Consider the following 16,299-nt stretch of genomic DNA (forward strand, 5'->3'; position numbering starts at 1 on the left):
CTTATTTTAATTTTTAATAATATTTATACTGGAATATATTGTGGGCTCGCTAACTAATCCTCAAAAATCTAGTTTTAGAAGTCGCGCACTTATAGCATATCTTTTGCTGGTCAGGCGAAAATCAGTTTATGGCTCCTTGGATAGAGTGCTGAAGAGTTTTCGGAAATCACGAGAGCAGGGCCCTGCAAGACCAACTATTAAAATGCAAAAGAAAATCTCCATCGAACTCCAAATGGTTGATGGTATCGAAGTCTACAGGCTAGCCCCTAAAGATGACCAAGCAAGCTCCAAACATATTTTCTATCTTCATGGTGGAGCTTACGTTTGGCCTATTACGTTTCTGCACTGGCGCTTTCTTCAAACGTTAGTCGAAAGATATGGCTATATTATCATAGTGCCGCTTTATCCCCTTGCACCAGAGACTAAATGTAAAACCGTTATTTTTCGCATGTTGTCTATATATAAGCTTGCTTGTTTTAACGCTCGATGTCACGCAATGAATGTAATGGGCGACTCAGCTGGCGGCGGCCTTGCAGTTGCCCTCTGCTTCGCGTTAACAGATATCGGATATGTGCAACCTACTAAGCTAGTATTGATCTGCCCTTGGATGGATGTCACGTTGAGTAACGAGTTAATTTCAAAAACCGAGAAGTCAGATCCAATGCTCTCCGCGAGAGGTTTAAGAGCGGCCGGCATGATGTATGCGGGAGATCTTGGTACGGACCACAACTACGTAAGTCCGATTAACGGAGATCCAGAAAATCTACCTCCGATCCTTATTTTCGCTGGCACCCGCGACATTATTCACCACGATGCAATTAATTTCTGTGAGAAAACGTTGGCGCTTGGAGGTGAGGTTCAGTTGCATATCGGGAGAGGAATGATTCACGTGTGGCCAATCCTTCCGATACCTGAAGCGAAACAAGCTATGGATAAAATAGCTTGTTTTCTTTAATGCTGGTATGAGCGTCAACTGTCAAGTAAATAAGTGATGCGCAGCAGTCCTGTATGATTTCGAATCGGTCAAGCTAAATAGCTCTATTTAGAAACTCAGATCTCGCGGCTAACGACGGCATTGAGATTGCGATGCTGACTTCACGCTGCAAAGCGAACGGAGGGCGGTTCTTCATAATGTAAAACACGGTAATTGTGACATATGGCAGGTTTCTCAAGCCCGGTGGGTTCGTCATGCGATTAACAGCGGTGATATTGTCATGCTCTGTCTACGTGAGCGTTCTTTCACTGTGCGCATCTGCGGACAATGTAATGCTGAAAAATGGTGACCGTGTTAGCGGAGACATCATTTTGATGGAGGGCGCAAATCTTGTTCTGAGTACGAATTACGGAGGCGATATAACGATCAGTAAGGACCAGATTCAAACTTTGGAAAGCAAACAGCCGCTCATGGTAAAGCAAGTGGGCCAGTTGCAAGGAACTGTTGAATCGATTCAAACCGGTCCGCAAGGCAACGTGCGAGTTGGTGTGGGCGTTGGTTTGAGTCTTGTCGACCTTAACAATATCGACCAGATTATGAAGCCCCAACCCAACCTCACGGCTGCAATTTGGAAGGGGAACATTGACCTTGCGCTTCATGCCGAAAAGGCTAAGGCAGAGAGTGAAAATGTTGAACTTGCGGCACAAACAAGTTTTGTCAGTGGCTCTTGGCGGCATAGCGCGACTGCTCACGTCCGCGAAGATGACGCAGAGGTTGCAAGTACGGCAAACTGGAGTGCCGAGTACTCCGTGGATCGTTTCCTAACCGATAACTGGCTTTGGGAAGGAGGCTTCAATTACAAAAAGGATCAGTTCGAAGACCTAATAACCAGGCGAAAAATTGGCACCGGTCCCGGTTACCAATTCTGGGACGATCAATTAGGCAAGCTTACCATCGTAGCGCTGTTGAATCGTATGCGTTTCGGGTACTCAGACGGTAGCAGTAGTACGTTTTACTTCACGTCTGCCCGCTGGGACTTCAAACGATATCTGGTTGGAAAAAAGTTTGAATTTTTTACATCGGGTGAGCTGGGAAGGCCACTCAGCGATATAGCATATTATGCTTATGACTCTGAGCTAGGCTTGCGTTACAGCGTCACGGAATGGGCTTCCTTAAATCTGAAATATGAACACGCGGTAGTCGCGGGTAAATCCGATAATAGCAACTTGGACAGTGCTAGATATACAGCCGGTTTTGGTGTGAATTGGTGATGAATATTTTGCATGCCTGGATGAGCGCCCAGTGCGACCTCGAGCCCGAAGGTTCGGCCATCAGCAAAGCAATCGATGACAGCCTGAAATTCTGGGCAGCGCTGTAGCGCTACTGCAAACATGGACACCAGCGCCGGGTAGTAACCAGGGAAATTGATATTCTTGGGCTGACTCCGCCGACCTGGCAATCTGGACTGGATTACGAATATGAGACGTGGGGAAACGATCCGTTTAATATAGACACAGTCTTGGCGTCATCGCAAAGTGTGATTGGCAAACGCTTACTTAGCGGGCGCTTACAGCGTAGCTTACTGCGTCTCGTCTTATATGAGGCGGGCAGCTTAGATAAAAAACTAGATCCGGCTATGGAGGGCAGCGATGCCTATCCATTTCAATATCAATATCAGGAGATGTAGCGTGAGTCGTAGCAAAAAAGTGTTGGGCTGTGCATTTGTTATGGCAGTGTTGGCAGGGACGCTCTGGGGGGCATGGAAATTCTCATCACCCTCGGTTCAACCCTTTGCTTCGCTAAGACCGCAAGTCGGTCAAGGATCTCCGGACTTGACGGTGCGTTTTCTGGGCGCTGGCACATTGAGCTTCGATGATGGGGAGACTGCGATCATGGAGGACGGTTTTTTCTCACGGCCAAGTATTTATTCGGTGCTACTGACGGCTATACAGCCTAATGAGCAGCGCATTGATGCAAGTTTGCGCAGCGCTGGCATTTCCAAGCTTGCAGCGATATTCGTCGCGCATTCGCATTACGACCATGTCCTGGACAGTGGCTTGGTTGCTCTCAAAACAGGCGCTACGGTATTGGGTACAGCATCGACTGCCAACGCCGTTATGGGTGCCGGATTACCTCCTGAGCGTATCAAGGTAATCAAAGACGGAGATTCTTTTTCGTTTGGTCAATTTCAAATCAAAGCCTTCGAGACCCCGCATTCACCCCATCCCACCTCACCAGGTTTCATCGATCATCCGCTGCACACTCCTGCCCGGCAGGAGGATTTCAAAGTTGGCGAAAACTTCTCGTACCTGATTACTCATGGCAGCCGTCGTCTTCTGGTGATCGCCAGTGGTAATTACAGTCCAGGCAAGTTCAAGGATGTCAGGGCAGATGTGGTGTTCCTTGGCATCGGAACGTTAGGTAAACAAACCCCGGAGTTTGTCGCGCAATATTGGCAAGAGGCGGTTGTCCAGACGGGCGCTAAAATCGTGATCCCGATCCATTGGGATAATTTTTTTGAGCCCTTGGACCAACCGTTGACCGCTATGCCGCGCATATTGGACTCTTTCGATCAGAGCATGGGCATGTTGATACCCCTGGCACAACGGGACGCTGTGAAGGTGCAACTGCCTGTCGCTTTCGCCCCGATCGATCTAGATGCCTTGTAGCCATCGAATAGGCCGGCGACTCGGTTGGCCTAAAGAAGCCACCGGTAAATTAAGAAAACGCAAGGACCCGATTTTCTCAAAGAAATATGGGGGGAGTGATCTATGGCGCCCAAAAAATAGCCCCATGCGCTCGGTCTTGTGTCGGTTGCAGGCAGCAGGAATCAGCCAATTCCTGCTCTTCGTGAAGGAATGTTTTGGGCCGATAGCTGCCTGTCTTGCCGTTGTGTCGAGGGCCAGCTCAGGGAGTGGGTGAAGCGACGGCGGCGATGCTGATCAGCCAAGATTGGAGCGAAAAACAGTTCCGCAATGAAAAATCAACGTCGCGCAAACAAAGGTCTCCGGCCGTTTAAATACATCACAAATGCGGAAAAGTAATTTATTTAACTAATTGATTTTTAGAGTTTTAATTGTGGATTGCAAATCCGCCTGCGCCGGTTCGATTCCGACCTCGGCCTCCACTCTTGAAAACCCCGTAGATTAACGTCTACGGGGTTTTTTATTGCCTGCAATTTGAGAGCCGTTCCGCAACCCCGCGCATGGCTCGCGCATTTGCAGTCAAGCGAATGCGCGAGCCATGCGCGGCGGCTGCGGGGAGGCGGAGATATTCTTCTTTTGCCTGGCCAAAGGCGACCCGCAATTAAAACGCCAAAAGTACAGCCCCGATCCAACTCAAAAAATCGAAATCGACCAGCGCTGATGCTCTGCTGCCGAGAGAAGGGACGGACCTATGTTCAGTGACATGAATCCATCCCTTTCTTTTGTTAAGCCGCCACCGCCGTAGCAACCGGAGCGTACAGTGCTTGGCGTTCCAGAAGGCTCAGCAACTGCCAATTTTTCCCGACGCGTTTATACAGATCGGCGTTGTGTGGGATCTTCACCGTATTGAGCAGCCGCTGTTGGTAGCAGCCATACAGGTGTTTCAGAAAACCAGGTGGCATCACGATGTCTGTACTTGGCACATGGAACGAAATTGCCATGGGCCATTCTTTTTGACGAACGGACCCCAGCAGAGCAGGGCTGACGTCTTCAGGTTTGCCAATGGATACCCAGGTGGCGGGGTGTTTGCCATCCATCCAATGGGCGAACCATTCTGGCAGGCGCCCGCGCTTTGCCGGGTAGGGCATCAATACGCCAGCCTGCATTTTTTTGATCAGGTTTTCCCGAGTCAGTCGGTGGGTGATGCGCACGGTGGGAAGGCGATTTATTGCCTCCAGAAACGCTTTGTTATCAGCGAGTGCGCCAAGGTGCGCAGCCACGTGCATGATCATCACGATGAGCGCCAGAACCCCAAGGAAAAGCCAGAATTTAATCGACGGGTCAACACGGACGTAAAGGGGGAAGGCATAAACGACAGCGGCCAACGGAATGAACGCGCCAGTGCAATATAGAAATTTCTTGTTCACGCGGGGGCCTCAAAAGAAAAGCAGTGATGCTACAGTGCCATCACTGTTTTGGCTTCTCCATTTCATCCATTTTTTGTGTTATTACCCCCAACTCCCTTCCTCCAAGGAGCACCCAGCCATGTCCACTACTGCCGGCGTATTCACCCGCCAGTTCTTCCACGGCACCCGGGCTGACCTGGAGCCAGGCGACACCGTCCGCGTCGGCTACCCCTCCAACTTCACAGCGGGCAAGCCACTGTCCTGGGTGTATTTCGCGGGCACGTTGGACGCTGCGATTTGGGGCGCTGAGCTGGCGTTGGGTGACGGTCCAGAACGGATTTACGTGGTAGAGGCCACCGGGCCAATCTTGGATGACCCCAACGTGACGGATAAGAAATTTTGCCGGTAACCCGACGCTGTCCTATCGCTCGTTGGAGCCGCTACGGGTGGTGGCTGAGGTGACGAAGTGGCAGGGGCATGCGCCTGAGCGGTTGCAGCAGATGAAGGACAACCTTGCCCGTTTGAAGGCGGAAGGTCGCGATGTGATTATCGACTGATTGAGTTGCGAGCTAAGCCTATTCAGGCGGCGTGACACGTCAGTTAGAGCGAACTGGGGCTGCTTCGCAGCCCAACGCAGGGCAAGCCTGCTCGCCACAGTTACGGTGTTCGCCTTTAATTGATGGGTGATGGCCGTTAAAACGTGCAGGATTTCGGCTGTGGTTTACACTTTTTTGTCAGGTTTTTTGCGCGAGCGCCACAGCCGCGGTAATGGCTGCCCGTGCCTGGGGGCTGTTTTTCCAGCAGGTCGACCCGACTGCTGCCGATGCTTGCGCCAGAATGTCGCTCACGTTCGACTTTCCAAGCACTTCCAATGAGTCAATGCCCAACTGCTCCAGCCGTGTAATCACGGTGGGGCCTACGCCCTTGAGAGCGATCAAGGCGGTTCTTTCTTCCAATGAAAACGGCATGTATATATTCCTTTTTTTATTACTCGCTAGGCCTCAGCGCGGACAATACGCTGTGCCTTCACCTCTTCGGCGTACACGCCAAGCTTTTCCTGCTGCGCAGCCAGCAATGCACACATTTTCATTAGCGCCACCGCTTCATCGGGTGTTCGGCCGTTCGCGGCCATCGCCGTCAGCTCCACCACCGACCAGCCGATAACTGCGCGTGCATCGTCAAGGTCGTAAAACAGTTCTTGTTGTGCGGTTCTGGGCCCGTCGAGCCCCTCTATCAGTTCGGCCATTTAGCACTGCGCCTGCTGTTTCAATTGAAGTCCCATGACGACCATCCCGATGTCGGCAAGGTCCGTGCTGAAGGGGATTTCGCCCATGCGCCGAAACCCGAATGCCTCATAAAAGCCCTGTGCACTGACGTTGGTTTTGAGCACGTCCAGCCACAGTAAATGCTCACCACGTTGCGCCACTTCATCGCGAACACACTGCAACAGTTGTTTGCCGTAACCCCTGCCGGCGGCGGATTTGAGCAGGTAGATTTTCTGCAGCTCCGCGCCCACTTCAGCGGTTAACGGCGCCGGCACCGACCAATTCACTTTGGCAAACCCGACGGCGTTGCCTTGTTCATCGAAAGCAGTGAACCACGCATGCTTGCCTGGCAACTCGAGTGACTGGCGCAGTGCACTGGGTGAAAAATCCTGCTCAAGAAAACCGTGCATACCGGCAGGCGACCATAACGTCGAAAAATGCTCGCGATAGGTCTGGCAACCGACCTCGCGCAGCGTATCGATATCGGCCGTTGTCGCTTTACGAAGGGTGATCATGTTGTTCCTTGGTTTATGTGCGTAGAACCCTTTACAGCGTCCAGCCTAACCCAAGCGCCTTGTGCAGCGAGGCAAAATCCTTCAGCAGTTCAGCGTCGCCGGATATCCGGCTCTCTTGCGCCTGGTAGCGCGTGCGCTCGGCATCCAGCCAATCGAGGGTGCTGGCCGTGCCCGCGCGATAACGCTGGCGTGTCAGGTCGGCGGCGCGTACTGCCGAAGATTCCACGTTACGCAGCAGCACCACATTCTGGCGCTGATGCCCATAGCGTGCCAAGGCCACATCCGCATCGCGCAATGCACTCAATACCACGCTCTTGTACTGCGCCAAGGCTTCATCGCGTCCGGCCTCGGCGCCTTTGACGCTGGCGGCGACGCGGCCGAAGTCGAGGGCGTTCCAGGTGATGCGCGGCAGGACCAGCCAGGTGCCGCTGTCTTTACGCGCAAGGTGGCCGGGGTCGCTGGCGGAGAAGGACAGGTCGCCGGTGAGGCTGAGCTTGGGGAACCAGTCGGCGGTTTTTTCGCCGATCTGTGCGTTGCTGGAGGCCAGTTTACGCTCGGCCATGCGGATATCCGGGCGCGCCCTCAGCACCGCCGCCGGGTCGGCCAACGGCACGGTGCCGGGTAAGGCGGGCAGGGCGCGGGCGATGGCGAGTTGGCCATCCAGTTCGCCGGGTTCCAGGCCGCAAAGCAGGCCGAGTTGGTCGAGGGATTCGACGATGGCGGCTTGCAGTGGCAGGCGCTGGGCCTGGGTGTTTTCGGCTTGGGTGATGACTTGTTCAAGTTGCAGTTGCGAGGCCACGCCGCGCTCGCGGCGCTGCTGGGTGAGGTCCAGGGCCTGGTTTTCGATGTCGACGCTGGAGTCCACCAGTGCCAGGCGTGTTTGCTGGTCGCGCAGGTCGGTGTAGGCCTGGACGATTTCGGCGGCCAGTTGCACCTGGGCATCGGCCAGTTGCGCCTGGGACGCGTCGGCTTCGGCCTGCGCAGCCTCGACGGCGCGACGGGTGCCGCCGAACAGGTCGGCTTCCCAACTGGCATCGAAGCCGGCGAGGTAGAGGTTCAGCGGGCCGCGGCCGCCGCCACTGTTGCCACCCAGCGCGGAGGTGTCGGGCGAGCGCAGTTTGAGCATCGCAGCATCACCGCTGACCTTGGGCATCGCGTTGGCCTGTGCGCCGCTAAGGCTGGCGCGCGATTGCTTCAACCGGGCCTGGGCGGTGGCGATGTCGGGGCTGTTGCGCAGGGCTTTGTCCACCAGTTCGTTGAGCTGCGCGTCGCCCAGCGTGCGCCACCACTGCGCGACAGCGGGTGCGCCAGCGGAGGTGTTATCGGCATGCGGCAGGCGCCCGGCCGCCAGGGTTTTTGGCGCAACGTTGGGGGCACCCTGGTAGTCGGGGCCGACCGTGCAGGCGGACAGCAGCGCAACGTTGAACAGAAGAGCAAGCTTGCGAGGGATCATCGGGTTACCGTGCGCTTTTTCAGAATAAAGATCAGGGGCAGGCACGCCAGCATCGCCAGTCCCAGTAGATAAAACGAGTCGTTGTAGGCCATGACCGAGGCTTGCCGCGCGATGTCATTGGCCAGTTGCGCGAAGGCTTGCAGCTGTGAGGTGGACGCATCACCGGTTTGTGCCAGGTAGCTGGCGGTGCTGCTTGCCATGTGGTCCTGGGCCAATTGGCTGTTGGCCTGGACGCCTTCGCGCAGCATGTCGTCGTGAAAGTGGCTGCGCCGGTCCATCAACACGCCGAGCAGGGCCAGGCCGATGGTGCCGCCCAGGTTGCGCGACATGTTGTACAGCCCGGCAGCGTCCCCGGCTTCGTGGGTTTGCACCGAGCGCATGGATAATTGGCTTAGAGGCATCATCACCAGGATCTGCCCGAACCCGCGCAGCAGTTGCGACCAGATAAAGTCATGGCCAACGCTGTCAGTGGTGAGCGTGGTGTCGACGTAGCAACTGGCCCAGTACAGCAACAGCCCGGCGCCGACCATCCAGCGCAGGTCGTAGCGGCCCAGCATTCTTGGCAGAATCGGCATCAACACAAACGCCGGAATCCCCGATAACAGCATGATCGCGCCCGACTGCTGCGCGTTGTAGCCCGACAAAATGCCCAGGAATTGCGGCACCAGGTACGCCGTGCCATAGATGCCGGCGCCGACCGCTGTGCCGATCAACAGCACGCTGCCAAAGCTTTTGTTGAGCACCAGTTGCAGGCGCAGGATCGGGGTTGTTGAGCGCAGTTGCCCCAGGGCAATCAGGAAGAACCCGGTGACGGTGGCGATGCTCAGCCAGATGATCAGCAGCGAATCAAACCAGTGTTCGCGCTGGCCTTCTTCGAGCACCACGGTCAGCGAACTCAAACCCATGGCCAGGCCGAGGATGCCCAACCAGTCAGCGCTGATAAAGCGTTGCAGGTTCATGCGCTCGGTCGGCAGGCCGGTGATCAGCAAGGTGATCAGCGCAATGCTGATGGGCAGGTTGAGAAAGAAACACCAGCGCCAGTTGATGTTTTCCGTGAGCCAGCCGCCGATCACCGGGCCCAGCAACGGGCCGAGAATCACGGTCATGCCGAACATGGTGGTGCCGATCGCCAGTTGGTGCGGGGGCAGGCGCGTGCGCACGATGGTCTGCGCGGTGGGGATCATCGCACCGCCGGCGAAGCCCTGGCCGATGCGCCCGGCGATCATCGCACCGAGGCTGGAGGACAAGCCGCAGAACATCGAAAACGCGGTGAACATCAGCGCGGTGCCGATCAGAAAGCGGCGCAGGCCGAATACCCGCGTCAGCCATGCGGCGAGCGGGATCATGACGATCTCCGACATCAGGTAGCCGGTGGCGATCCACGTACCTTCGGTGCCGGTCGCGCCGATCTGGCCCTGGATCTGCGGCAGCGCCGAGTTGGTGATCGACACGTCCAGCGTCGCCAGCAACGCGCCCAATGCCCCGGCAGCCACGGCGATCCAGTCGGTCAACGAGGCGTTACGCGGTTTTTCGGCGACGGCCTCGGCCATCAGCGCCTCAGCCATGATTGGCATCCGCCGCGTGGCTACGCGTGTCGACTTCGACGGTGGCCGACAGGCCGGGCATCAACGACGCGCGAATATCATCGGGTACATCAAGGGCAATCCTCACCGGCACACGCTGCACGATTTTGGTGAAGTTGCCGGTGGCATTTGAGGGCGGCAGCAAGGCGAACTGCGCGCCAGTACCGGGCGACAGGCTGTCGATATGCCCCTGCAGGTTGCGGCCGGGCAGTGCATCCACGTGCACTGTGACGGCCTGGCCGGGACGCATGGCGCCGATCTGGGTTTCCTTGTAGTTGGCGGTCAGGTAGATCGCGCTGATCGGCACCACCGTCAGTAAGCGCGTGCCGGGCTGCACATACTGGCCGACGCGCACACCACGGTCGGCCACCCGACCCTCCAGCGGGCTGCGGATCACCGCATCATCTACATCCAGCTGGCTCTGCGCTTCGCTGGCCTTGGCCACGCCGAGTTGCGCCTGGGCCTGCTTGAGTTGGGCTTGTAGGGTGCCGTAGCGGGTTTCGCTGGAGCGCAGTGCAGCCTGTTTGGCCGCCACGGTGCTGCGTGCCTGCGCCAGTTGGTTGTTGAGTTGCGCCAGGCGTTCTTCTGGCTCGGCGCCGGAGCGGGCCAGCGGTGCATAACGGGCCACTTCGGTTTGTGCGTGTTGTGCGTCGGCCTGGGCGCCTTGCAATTGGGCGCGGGCTTCGGCAATGGTGGAATCTTGCTGTACCAGGTCGGCCTGGGCTTTGGCGTAGTCGGCATTGCGCGCAGCTATCGTCGCCGAGGCTTCGTCGCTCACCGCCTGGTATTTGCGCGCATCCAGGCGCACCAGCACGTCGCCACGCTTGACGTTCTGGTTGTCGCTGACCAGCACCTCGGCCACATAGCCGTTGATCTTGGGCGCTACGCTGATGCTGTCGGCCTGCAGGTAGGCATCGTCGGTGGTTTCGACAAAGCGCCCGTTCAGCCACCACCACCCGGCCCAGCCAAGGCCGCCCAGCAGCGCGAGGGTGGCGATGCTCAGGAGAATGCGGCGCGCTTTGCTGCGCTGGCCATTAACGGTGTCTTCAGGAATGACCTGAGGGGAGGGTGTTGCAGCGGACATCGAGTCATTCCTGTTTGTGAGAGCCGGTTTTATATCGGATGGAATAAATTCTATTTTTCGCGAATTTTTGTCAACTGGTATATTTTGGTCCGGTATTCGAGAGGAGCTGCACATGGCACGACATAAACCTGCTGCCGAAGGTGGTTACCAGCGCGGTGAAGAAACCCGCGCACGTATCGTCGAAGCGGCGGTCGAGGTGTTTGGCGAACGCGGCTATGACCGCGCGTCCACCCGTGACATCGCCACGGCTGCCGGGGTTAATGCGCCCGCGATCCAGTACTACTTCGATGGCAAGGAAGGCGTGTACCTGGAGTGTGTCGAGCATTTGATCACGCTGCTGTGGCGCAAGATGTCGCCGTGCGTGGAAGCGGCCGAGGCCGCGTTGGCGGATGCCAAGGCGAGCGATAAAACCTTGATCGACGTCTCGCTGGGCATTCTGGGTACGGTGGTCTCCACCATCCAGGACAGCCCCCAGACCACGATCTGGCGCGCATTTATGGATCGTCATCAGGCCGGCCTGTGCCCGCAAAGCGCAACCACCGCCTTTGAAGACCGCTTCAAGGCACGCATTGGTCGGGTCATACGCCAACTGATCGCGCGCCTGTCCGGCTTTGCCTTGGAAGACGAGCGCACGGTGATTCACTCCATGGCGCTGTTCACCCAGGGCTTGGCGTTTCGGGTGCAGAAGCCCAAGTTGCTGGAAGCGCTGAAGTGGACCGAGGTGAATCAGAAGGAGATGGAGGCGGTGCGCGATGTGGTGCTGATGCAGGCACGGTTTACGCTGGAAGGGTTGGCCAGGCAGCGGGATGTGCGCACGGCCTGATGATTTTTTCGAATTGCTTGTATGTGGGAGCTGGCTTGCCTGCGATGGCCCTAGGTACCTACACAACTTTTCAAGGCAGCCAATTTCTCCTGTGGCGAGCAGGCTTGTCGAATCGTCGCACCGCCTGCGTTGGGCTGCGAAGCAGCCCCAAACCCAGTCGCTGAGTTCTTTCAGGAACATTGCAGTGCCTTTATTGGGGCCGCTCGCACCCCAGCGCAAGCAAGCTTGCTCGCCACAACAGCCCACTCATACTAGAGGTTGTCAGCTAGCACAGGGTAACGGCGCTTCGAAAACACCGGCAAAACCCGCCTGGCGTTGTGAAATGTTGTGAAGCGTGCGGAATGGCCCTTTGCCCATGCTAACGTCCGCGTCGGGGTATCGTCAGCTTGACGATTTCATTCGTTCCATTGAAGGAGCAGCGCCGATGTCTACTACCGTAACGCCCGCGTCTGGCGGGTCGAATACGCCAAAGTCTTCGCCTTCCACGTTCGACGACAAGTTGAACATTGCCAAGTCCAGCAAGGTTATTGCCGACTACATGCGCCAAACGGGCAAGTCAGCGATCACCAAGCAGGAGCTCACGCAACTGGCCAACAACGCTTCGGGCAAAGTGCCCACGGATGTGTCCGACGCTGCCAAGTACATGGAGCGCCACCCGGACGTGTTCACCGCGATTGAAACCCACGACGTGGCGGGGGCCGACAACCTCTCCGGCGTGTGGAACTTTGATTGGGCGGCCAAGGGTGGGCTCGATGGCACCTCGACCGACGCCATCGCCAAAATGCAGGACACCTTCGACTTTGCCATCGCCAAGTCCGCGCAGATCACCGAGATCTCCACGGGCAAAAAGGCTGAGCTGGACTCGACCAAGCAACGGCCCCAAAACTGAGACGCGTGGGTTGTCTGCCAACACCAACGGTTCCCGGCGGGCTCAGCGGGAACCGTAGTCGGCCGGTACGCCGTTGTGATGTGTTCAGCGCAGACTCAAGCAAGGCGCGCAACTCTACCGATCAGCTCGATAACGCCAAAGTGTATGCCTCGATCCGCCCCTAGCTGTACGGGGCGGCAAGGGCTGTAACCCACTACTGTCGCAGGCATACCACTACCGCCTGGATGCCGCGCCATGTTCATGTCCACCAGCCTCTTGTCCGCCTTTGTCCTGTTTGCCTTCGTGTCCTCGATCACGCCCGGCCCGAACAACACCATGTTGCTCGCCTCGGGGGTGAATTTTGGCTTTCGCCGCTCGATGCCCCACGCGCTGGGGATCAGCATCGGCTTCATGCTGTTGGTGATGTCGGTAGGCCTGGGCCTGGGCGAAGTGTTCAAGGTATTCCCGTGGGCCTACACGGTGTTGCGCTATGTGGGAGCAGCCTATTTGCTCTACCTGGCGTGGAAGATTGCCACCGCTGGCGGCATGTCCGAGAACCCTGACGAGCGTGGCAAACCCATGACCTTTCTTGGCGCGGCCGCGTTTCAGTGGGTCAACCCCAAGGCATGGATCATGGCGCTGGGAGCAATCACCACCTATACGCCGGCCGAAGGTTATGTGACCAATGTACTGGTGATTGCGCTGGTATTTGCGGTGGTCAACCTGCCCAGTGTGTGCGTGTGGGTGGGCTGCGGCAGTGGATTGCGCAACGTGCTGCGCGAGCCGCGTTGGTTGCGGGTATTCAACGGGTTGATGGCGGCGCTGTTGGTGCTGTCGTTGTACCCGATGCTTTTTGCGTGAAGCAGTGCCTCACACCGGCGAGATGGTTGCCAGCAAGCCGATACCGATGGTCAGCACCAGAAAACCGAACAGGAAAATTGCCATCTTGGTCATAAGGCCTCCGAAGGGAAGGGAGTCGACAGGAGTGTCGGAATGGCGCCCATTGTCCGCTTCACTGGCGTTTCGATACAGACGCAGATAGCAAAGAAAAAACCGTATCAGATGGCCCCGCAGCTGCCAGGCTGCGGGCCTGGGAGGCGGTTGCTTTTGTAAAGATCAGGCTTAAAGGTCGTGTTGACTATCAACAGGCAAGCGTCCTCCATCGTGGCGGCGGCCACGCAGCATAGTCATTATTCTTCGTGGGAATGCGGCACGACAGCCGGCGCATTTGCCCCTAAGATAGCGCCCATTGCATAAACAAAAAGAGTGGGCCAACCCTCGATGGAAAGACGCCAGTTCAGCGGTGGCATGAAAGGCAAGAACCTGCGCTACCTGAATGAAAACTTCCAGCAGCCGTCGCCGGTCACCCGCGTTGGTTTTTTGCTGCTCGAACACTTTTCCCTCCCGGCATTCACCCAGACCCTCGACACCCTGATCACCGCCAACCTGTTGCGCCCCGAGCTGTTTGCCACGCGTACCTTCGGGTGTGACGAGGGCGAAGTTATCAGCGACCTGGGCCTGGTGATCCGCCCGGATGCCCGCCTGCAAGCGTCGGCATTGCCCGACCTGGATTTGCTGGTGATCTGCGGCGGTTTTCGCACCGAACTCAAAGCCGGCGAGGATTTCATCCAGCTGTTGCGCAGCGCCGCCGAACAGGGTGTGAGCCTCGCCGGCCTATGGAACGGCGCCTGGTTCCTTGGTCGCGCCGGGCTGTTGCAGGGTTACCGCTGCGCGATCCACCCGGAACATCGCCCGGCGCTGTCGGAAGTGTCCAAAGCTGCGCAGGTCACCAGCGAACCCTACGTGATTGACCGCGATCGCCTCACCGCCTCCAGCCCATCGGGCGCGTTCCATATGGCCCTGGACTGGATCAAAAGCCTGCATGGCAAGGCCTTGGTCGAAGGTATTGAAGACATCCTGGCGTTTGAAGAGTCACGCTACCGGCGTATCAAACCCACAGAGAACATCAGCGTCAGCGCTCCACTGCGTGAAGTGGTGAAACTGATGGACGCCAACCTCGAAGAACCCTTGGAACTGGATCAATTGGCAGTCTACGCCGGCCGCTCGCGGCGCCAGCTCGAACGCCTGTTCAAGGAGCAACTGGGCACTACGCCGCAACGCTATTACATGGAGTTACGTGTCACCGAGGCGCGGCGTTTGTTGCAGCACACCGAACTGTCACAGGTGGATGTGCTGGTGGCGTGCGGGTTTGTGTCGCCGAGCCATTTCAGTAAGTGCTACAGCGCGTATTTCGGCTATCGGCCGTCCAAAGAGAAGCGCTTGGTCAAGTAGCGTTGAGGGCGAGCACTGCCACTGTGATTGTCACTGTGGCGAGCAGGCTTGCCCTGCGTTGGGTGGCGAAGCCGCCCCTCATTCAGACGACTCGGTGAGTCAGGTGTAACGGTATGGGGCTGCTGCGCAGCCCAACGCAGGGCAAGCCTGCTCGCCACAAAAACGCCAAAGACTTAAAAGCGCGCCAATCGGTAAGGGGCCAGGTCCGGCAGCGCCATGCGCTTACCTGGCGTGGCCAGTTGCACGACCATCTCCGCCGTCACCGCCGCCTGCGTCAACCCCAAATGCTGATGCCCAAACGCGAGCAGTACCTTGCCTTCCGCCACCCGATCAATGATCGGCAGCGAGTCCGGCAGCGACGGGCGAAAGCCCATCCATGGGGTTGCGTCCCGGGTACTCAAGTCCTGGCGAAACAAGCCCTGGCTCAACCGGTGTAACTGCCAGGCGCGTTGCATATTGGCGGGGCGCTCCAGGCCTGCGAATTCGACCGTGCCGGCCAGGCGCAAGCCATCGTTCATGGGGGTCATGATAAATTTGCGCTCGAACGAGGTCACGGCAAAGGGCAAGCGCTGGTGTTCGTGGGGCAGCATCAGGTGATAGCCGCGCTCGGTGTCCAGCGGGACGTGCTTGCCGGTAAGTGCAGCGGTGAGTTTGGCCGAATGGGCGCCGCAGGCGATCAGCACCTGGCGGGCAGTCAGGCTGCCTTGATCGGTCAGCAGCGATACGCCGTCCGACTCCAGGCGCCCATCGAGCACGCGTTGCTGCACAAACTGCACACCGCAAGCCTTGGCCGCGCTCACCAGTGCGCACACCACGCTGTACGGATCAATAAAATGCCCGGTGCCCGGGAAGAACAGGCCGCCCTGGATCGCATCGTTCAGTTGCGGCGCGGCCTTGCGTATTGCCTCGCCCGACCAGAAATCCACCGGCACATTCTGCTGCTGCATGCGTTGGCGCAATGCGTCGATGGCTTCCCCGGACGCGGCACGCTCAAATACCAGCAACGAACCCTCGGCGCGCAACAGCTGCGGCTGCTCAATGGCCTGCAGCAGACGCTGCCAAGCGCCCAGGCTGGCCTCATTGAGCGCACGAATGCCCGCCACCGTGCGCCGGTAGTTCGCCGGGCGCAGGTTGAGCAACAGGCGCACGAACCAGGGCAGGGCGCGTGGCAGGTACTTCCAGTCCAGGCGCAACGGACCCATAGGGTCCATCAGCATGGCGGGCAGGCGCTTGAGGATCGATGCGTCGGCAATCGGGAACACTTGCTCGGTGGCCAAATGCCCGGCGTTGCCATAGGACGCGCCCATGCCCGGAGCCTGTGGGTCGATGACCACCACGCGTTGGCCTTGACGGGCCAATTGCAGGGCGCAGGCGACGCCAATGATGCCGGCGCCAATTACAGCGATATCAGCACGGTTGCTGTCGCTCATC

At 57.7% G+C, this 16,299-nt stretch carries 15 protein-coding genes and 2 pseudogenes; 9 read left to right on the forward strand and 8 right to left on the reverse strand.

Annotation, left to right across the window (positions count from 1 at the left end):
* The first annotated feature begins 202 nt into the window (after window positions 1-202).
* The 4 genes and pseudogenes from AB4P96_RS16100 to AB4P96_RS16115 all read left to right on the forward strand — a co-directional run bounded on the left by AB4P96_RS16100 (window position 203) and on the right by AB4P96_RS16115 (window position 3,603).
* Window positions 203-955 carry an alpha/beta hydrolase gene (locus tag AB4P96_RS16100; protein ID WP_017138893.1) on the forward strand — a complete coding sequence of 251 codons (753 nt, stop codon included), beginning with the start codon at window positions 203-205 and terminating at the stop codon, window positions 953-955.
* A gap of 311 nt (window positions 956-1,266) precedes the next feature.
* Window positions 1,267-2,205: a DUF481 domain-containing protein gene (locus AB4P96_RS16105; protein ID WP_225932993.1), complete on the forward strand. Its 939-nt coding sequence runs from the start codon at window positions 1,267-1,269 to the stop codon at window positions 2,203-2,205.
* A gap of 116 nt (window positions 2,206-2,321) precedes the next feature.
* Window positions 2,322-2,477, forward strand: a pseudogene (locus tag AB4P96_RS16110) (kinase); the annotation flags it as partial.
* Between the two features lie 145 nt (window positions 2,478-2,622).
* The gene (locus tag AB4P96_RS16115; RefSeq protein ID WP_236447893.1) at window positions 2,623-3,603 is read left to right on the forward strand and encodes an MBL fold metallo-hydrolase; all 981 of its coding nucleotides are present in this window, start codon (window positions 2,623-2,625) and stop codon (window positions 3,601-3,603) included.
* A gap of 761 nt (window positions 3,604-4,364) precedes the next feature.
* On the opposite strand, the gene AB4P96_RS16120 is transcribed toward AB4P96_RS16115, so the two are convergent.
* Window positions 4,365-5,006: a hypothetical protein gene (locus AB4P96_RS16120; RefSeq protein ID WP_170037568.1), complete on the reverse strand. Its 642-nt coding sequence runs from the start codon at window positions 5,004-5,006 to the stop codon at window positions 4,365-4,367.
* Between the two features lie 118 nt (window positions 5,007-5,124).
* On the opposite strand from AB4P96_RS16120, the pseudogene arr reads away from it, so the two are divergent.
* Window positions 5,125-5,542 (forward strand): annotated as a pseudogene (gene arr / locus AB4P96_RS16125) (NAD(+)--rifampin ADP-ribosyltransferase).
* A 177-nt stretch (window positions 5,543-5,719) separates the two neighbouring features.
* Here arr and AB4P96_RS16130 read toward each other — a convergent pair.
* The 6 genes from AB4P96_RS16130 to AB4P96_RS16155 are packed head-to-tail and all read right to left on the reverse strand — an operon-like array spanning window position 5,720 to window position 10,885.
* Window positions 5,720-5,953, reverse strand: a complete 234-nt coding sequence (locus AB4P96_RS16130; protein WP_395599780.1) for a helix-hairpin-helix domain-containing protein — start codon at window positions 5,951-5,953, stop codon at window positions 5,720-5,722.
* Between the two features lie 26 nt (window positions 5,954-5,979).
* Window positions 5,980-6,231, reverse strand: a complete 252-nt coding sequence (locus tag AB4P96_RS16135) for a hypothetical protein (RefSeq protein WP_099549685.1) — start codon at window positions 6,229-6,231, stop codon at window positions 5,980-5,982.
* Complete coding sequence (locus AB4P96_RS16140) at window positions 6,232-6,765, reverse strand: GNAT family N-acetyltransferase (RefSeq protein ID WP_017138883.1); 534 nt, start codon at window positions 6,763-6,765, stop codon at window positions 6,232-6,234.
* Window positions 6,766-6,796: 31 nt separating this feature from the next.
* On the reverse strand, window positions 6,797-8,218 hold the full coding sequence (locus tag AB4P96_RS16145; RefSeq protein ID WP_395599781.1) for an efflux transporter outer membrane subunit: 1,422 nt from the start codon (window positions 8,216-8,218) through the stop codon (window positions 6,797-6,799).
* A complete protein-coding gene (locus AB4P96_RS16150) occupies window positions 8,215-9,783 on the reverse strand; it encodes a DHA2 family efflux MFS transporter permease subunit (RefSeq protein ID WP_236447949.1) in 1,569 nt (522 codons plus the stop codon). The genes AB4P96_RS16145 and AB4P96_RS16150 overlap by 4 nt, the downstream gene beginning before the upstream one ends.
* The gene (locus AB4P96_RS16155; protein WP_017138880.1) at window positions 9,776-10,885 is read right to left on the reverse strand and encodes an HlyD family secretion protein; all 1,110 of its coding nucleotides are present in this window, start codon (window positions 10,883-10,885) and stop codon (window positions 9,776-9,778) included. The genes AB4P96_RS16150 and AB4P96_RS16155 overlap by 8 nt, the downstream gene beginning before the upstream one ends.
* Window positions 10,886-10,997: 112 nt before the next feature.
* On the opposite strand from AB4P96_RS16155, the gene AB4P96_RS16160 reads away from it, so the two are divergent.
* The 4 genes from AB4P96_RS16160 (at window position 10,998) to AB4P96_RS16175 (ending at window position 14,868) form a co-directional block, all read left to right on the forward strand.
* Window positions 10,998-11,708, forward strand: a complete 711-nt coding sequence (locus AB4P96_RS16160) for a CerR family C-terminal domain-containing protein (RefSeq protein ID WP_395599782.1) — start codon at window positions 10,998-11,000, stop codon at window positions 11,706-11,708.
* A 424-nt stretch (window positions 11,709-12,132) separates the two neighbouring features.
* A complete protein-coding gene (locus AB4P96_RS16165) occupies window positions 12,133-12,597 on the forward strand; it encodes a hypothetical protein (protein ID WP_017138878.1) in 465 nt (154 codons plus the stop codon).
* 234 nt (window positions 12,598-12,831) lie between these two features.
* Window positions 12,832-13,437: a LysE family translocator gene (locus tag AB4P96_RS16170; RefSeq protein WP_395599783.1), complete on the forward strand. Its 606-nt coding sequence runs from the start codon at window positions 12,832-12,834 to the stop codon at window positions 13,435-13,437.
* 447 nt (window positions 13,438-13,884) lie between these two features.
* Window positions 13,885-14,868, forward strand: a complete 984-nt coding sequence (locus AB4P96_RS16175; RefSeq protein WP_050547755.1) for a GlxA family transcriptional regulator — start codon at window positions 13,885-13,887, stop codon at window positions 14,866-14,868.
* Window positions 14,869-15,041: 173 nt separating this feature from the next.
* On the opposite strand, the gene AB4P96_RS16180 is transcribed toward AB4P96_RS16175, so the two are convergent.
* Window positions 15,042-16,298 carry an FAD-binding oxidoreductase gene (locus tag AB4P96_RS16180; protein ID WP_236447745.1) on the reverse strand — a complete coding sequence of 419 codons (1,257 nt, stop codon included), beginning with the start codon at window positions 16,296-16,298 and terminating at the stop codon, window positions 15,042-15,044.
* Window position 16,299 lies beyond the last annotated feature (1 nt).

It is taken from the genome of Pseudomonas sp. B19125 (assembly GCF_044218855.1).
GTDB classification, from domain to species: domain Bacteria; phylum Pseudomonadota; class Gammaproteobacteria; order Pseudomonadales; family Pseudomonadaceae; genus Aquipseudomonas; species Aquipseudomonas edaphica.